Genomic DNA, 5,250 nt, shown 5'->3' on the forward strand with positions numbered 1-5,250 from the left:
AACAAACAAACAAACAAACAAACAAACAAACAAACAAACAAACAAACAAACAAACAAACAAACAAACAAACAAACAAACAAACAAACAAACAAACATTTTACTGAGCCGCTCCGGCCTTTCATCTAAAATTATCGCTCTTTTATTGGTCTTCGCCGTTCTTTTCGCTCTTTTTCCGGCGCAAGTCCTTCCGGTTGCATCGGCCGGCATCATCCCGACGCCGGGTGTTTCATTTAATTGGCCATCGGACGGAAACGTCACAATTAATCAAGGCGGTGAATATACGCTGCCGGCAGGTTCGCCAAGCGTTTACACGACGATCAATATCACCACAACGAATCCTGTTACAATAAAAAGTGATTCAAATGAGCGCTTAAGGGTATCGATTCTTTGTTCTGCAGCGGTTAATTTAACGCTTGACAATGTGAGCATCAATGCCTATAACTATCCTGCTACAAACGCTCTAAAAATTAAGAGTAACGGCAGCAGTTTAACTCTTTTGGGAAATAATACACTGAAATGTAATTCTACGTCGGGCGGCGCCGGAATTCTGGTCGGTTCTTATGATAGTGGTTATCCTTCTTTGGATATTTATGGTCCCGGAAATTTAACGGCGGTCGGGTATTATGGTGGTGCCGGTATCGGTGGCACAAGTAACTCCTCGTCTTCAAGTGATGTCCAAAGCGGGTTTATTACAATTCATAGCGGTAATATTACAGCCTTGGCTTATGGCGGCGGCGCCGGTATCGGTGGCAGCGGCGTCCTATTTGGAGGAAATGATGCTATAGGCGACATTAAAATCTTAGGCGGCAATGTTAATGCAACAGCCATTGACTACGGCAGTCGTGTCGGCGGTGCCGGTATTGGTGGCGGCGCCGGTGGTTATGGTAACGGTGGAAATTCCGGTAACATTATAATCGGTAACGCGACAGTTGAAGCGTCCGGCGGCGTTGGCAGTGCCGGCATCGGCGGCGGTAGCGGTGGTGCAGGCTATGGCAATTATGGAGTATTCGCAGGTCGCGGTGGAGATTCCGGCAATATCACAATTTTAAACAGTACCGTTAATGCGAGAGGGTATGGGTACGGTGCCGGTATCGGTGGTGGCGGGCAAGGTACAACGGGACTGGACGGCAGTACTTTTTACAGTAGCACGAACAGTTCCGATAATCGTGGCGGCAGCGGCGGAAATATCACGATTCAGGGCGGGAACGTTACGGCAACAAGTTTAATGGCCGGCATTGGTATTGGCGGCGGCGCCGGTATTGGCGGCGGCGGTGCAACTGAGGTCGGCTATGCGGTCGGTAGTGTCGGTCAGCTGGGTGGATACGGCGGATACGGCGGCAATATTACCATTGCCGGCGGTAATGTGACAGCAACCGGCAGCGTTGGCGGCGCCGGTATTGGCGGTGGTCGTGGCGGCAACGGAGGACTTACATATTATAATTCCCCCAGTTCAAGCGGATGGGGTGGTCCCGGCGGCAGCGGCGGTAATATCACCATTTACGGCGGCAATGTGACGGCAGTCGGTGCTCTTCACGGTGCCGGTATTGGCGGCGGCCGTGGTGGTGCAGGCGGTGTTTGGAATGACAATAATAAGGTTAACCAAGGTGGACAAGGTGGTTCCAGTGGTAATATCATAATAGTCAACGGTGTTGTGTCAGCGACAGGCAATGGTCTCGGTGCGGCGATCGGCGGCGGCGGCGGCGGGTATACTAATCTTAGTACAAATGCCACATCTAATATTGTTAATGCTGGAAAAGAAGCGCCTAATGCATTTAACACAGGCAATGATCAAAAGGGCGGCGTTGGAGGAGCAACCACAGGTAGTACACCTGCTTTCTACTACAATTACAGCGTCGTTACTCCTTCTGTTACAAACACCATCAAAATCATGGGCGGTGTTGTTTCCACCAATCTGAATAACGTTCCGGGTAACGGCAGCACGGTCGGCATTCAAGTCGGAAACGGCGGCAATTGGACGACGGATTGGGCGACAACAGGAAAGCCGGCTGATTTTGATCTTCAGAATATTACTTATCACGCCAATGATGGTACAAATAAGAATATGACTGTGGTTTACACCATCCGCTACAATTACACCATCAATGACTATCAATCGGATGGGTATGTTTTGAATGAAACCCGTTTGCATGCGTTTGACAGCAGCTTCCTCCCAACCTTGATCGGCTATTCTTATTCTTGGTATACGCAAGAAGGCGTCAAGTATGAACAGGACGTCTGGATGACCAACACGTCTGTGACGGATCTGTATGCGAATCTGATTATTTTTAACGGTCCGGCGGACCAGAGTGTCTTTGAAGGCAGCCCGGCCACTTTCTCGGTAACAGCATCAACTGTCGATAATGTGGGGACAACACCGTATTCTTACCAATGGCAGCAGTCAACGGACGGCACGACGTTTACGGACATTTCCGGCGCGACGTCGTCAAGCTATACAATTAACCCGACGGCTTTGAGCATGAACGGTTTGAAATACAAAGTGACGGCAAAGGATGCAAGCGGCGTCTACAGCGGTGTTTCAAATGCGGCCACATTGACGGTGACGGCGAATCCGACGCCGGTTTCAATCATCACCCAGCCGTTTAGTCAAACGATGGCAGAGGGGGAAACAGCAACATTTACGGTTGTTGCGGCAAACGCTTCTTCTTACCAATGGCAGAAATATAATACAAGTTCATCGGCTTGGGACAACGTTGGCACAGGTTCTTCCTTTTCGATTTCTAATGCTCAAACGAGTCATTCCGGTACTTATCAAGTTGTTGTTACCGGAATCAGCGGCGATACAGTCACGTCGAATTCGGTTGTTTTGACCATTGTCAGCTTGGCAAATGCCGTTTCCATTACAACTCATCCGGCCAACAAAATTGTTTCTGAAGGTCAAACCGCGACATTCAATGTTGTTGCAACGAACGTCGGTGCGTATCAGTGGCAAAAGTCTACAGATGGCGGCTCAACATTCAACAACATTTCCGGCGCCACTTTGAGCAGCTATACAACAAATGCCGCTGTCCCGGCGGATAACCAAACTCAATATAGAGTTGTTGTCACCGGACAATCTTTAGATGTGAAGACATCAAATGCGGCCACATTGACCGTTGTGGATGAAGTTGATGCCGTTTCAATCACAACTCAACCGACCGATCAAATTGTTGGCGTTGGTCAAACGGCGACATTTAACGTTGCTGCTGCCAATGCCGTTTCCTACCAATGGCAAAAATCAATAAACGGCGAATTGACGTTTATCGATATTCCCGGTGCGACTTCGACCAGTTATACCACTCCGGCAACTGACCTGACCGATAACCAAACCAAGTTTAAAGTTGTGGTTACCGGGACACATGGTGATGTTGTCGAATCGAATGCCGTTCTTTTGACTGTCTTGAGCGCAACGGATGCGATTTCAATCACAACCCAGCCTGTTGACAAGAACATTTCAATCGGTCAAAACGCAACGTTCAGTGTGACTGCAACGAATGCAAACGGCTATCAATGGCAGGAATCTGCAGACAACGTAACGTTCACGGACATCTCCGGCGCCACATCTGCCGGTTACACAACCGCTGATGCTACCGCTGCCGGCATGACTTATTACAGAGTTGTCATTGCCGGAACCAACGGCGACGAGTTGACCTCCAACTCTGCCAAGTTGACTGTCTTGAGCGCAACGGATGCGATTTCAATCACAACCCAACCGGCTGACAAGAACATTTCAATCGGTCAAAACGCAACTTTCAGTGTGACTGCAACGAATGCAAACGGTTACCAATGGCAGGAATCCGCAGATAATACAACGTTCACGGACATCTCCGGCGCCACATCGGCCGGTTACACAACCGCCGATGCTACCGTTGCTGGTATGACTTATTACAGAGTCGTGATTGCCGGAACCAATGGGGACGAGTTGACCTCTAACTCTGCCAAGTTGACTGTTCTCAGTGCAACGGATGCGATCTCAATCACAACCCAACCGGCTGACAAGAACATTTCAATCGGTCAAAACACAACGTTCAGTGTGACTGCAACGAATGCAAACGGTTACCAATGGCAGGAATCCGCAGACAACATAACGTTCACGGACATCTCCGGTGCCACCTCCGCCGGTTACACAACCGCTGACGCTACCGCTGCCGGTATGACTTATTACAGAGTCGTGATTGCCGGAACCAACGGGGACGAGTTGACCTCCAACTCTGCCAAGTTGACTGTTCTCAGTGCAACGGATGCGATCTCAATCACAACCCAACCGGCTGACAAGAATATTTCAATCGGTCAAAACGCAACTTTCAGCGTTGTTGCAGACAATGCAAACGGCTATCAATGGCAGGAATCTGCAGATAATACAACGTTCACTGACATCTCTGGTGCCACATCTGCCGGTTACACAACCGCCGATGCTACCTTTGCCGGTATGACTTATTACAGAGTCGTGATTGCCGGTGTTAACGGTGATGAGCTGACTTCCAACTCTGCCAAGTTGACTGTCTTGAGTGCAACGGATGCGATTTCCATCACAACTCAACCGGCTGATAAGAACATTTCAATCGGTCAAAATGCAACGTTCAGTGTGACTGCAACAAATGCAAACGGTTACCAATGGCAAGAATCCGCAGACAATACAACGTTCACGGACATCTCCGGCGCCACGTCGGCCGGTTACACAACCGCTGACGCCACTGCTGCCGGCATGACTTATTACAGAGTCGTGATTGTCGGAACCAACGGCGACGAGTTGACTTCCAACTCTGCCAAGTTGACTGTTCTCAGTGCAACGGATGCGATCTCAATCACAACCCAACCGGCTGACAAGAACATTTCAATCGGTCAAAACGCAACGTTCAGTGTGACTGCAACGAATGCAAACGGTTACCAGTGGCAGGAATCCGCGGACAACACAACGTTCACGGACATCTCCGGTGCAACCGCAAGCAGTTACACAACTGCTGACGCCACCGCTGCCGGCATGACTTATTACAGAGTTGTGATTGCCGGAACCAACGGGGACGAGTTGACTTCCAACTCTGCCAAGTTGACGGTCTTGAGCGCAACGGATGCGATCTCCATCACAACCCAGCCTGTTGACAAGAACATTTCAATCGGTCAAAACGCAACGTTCAGTGTGACTGCAACGAACGCAAACGGTTACCAATGGCAGGAATCCGCGGACAACGTAACGTTCACGGACATCTCCGGTGCCACATCCGCCGGTTACACAACCGCCGATGCTACCGCTG

General features: G+C 49.8%; 1 protein-coding gene. It reads left to right on the forward strand.

The genetic code is table 11. The annotated features are described in order from the left end of the window. On the forward strand, positions 1–5,250 hold a 5,250-nt coding region (locus MsAg5_RS02840; RefSeq protein ID WP_338099107.1), incomplete at both ends, for a beta strand repeat-containing protein.

The organism is Methanolapillus africanus (genome assembly GCF_032714475.1).
GTDB classification, from domain to species: Archaea; Halobacteriota; Methanosarcinia; order Methanosarcinales; family Methanosarcinaceae; genus Methanolapillus; species Methanolapillus africanus.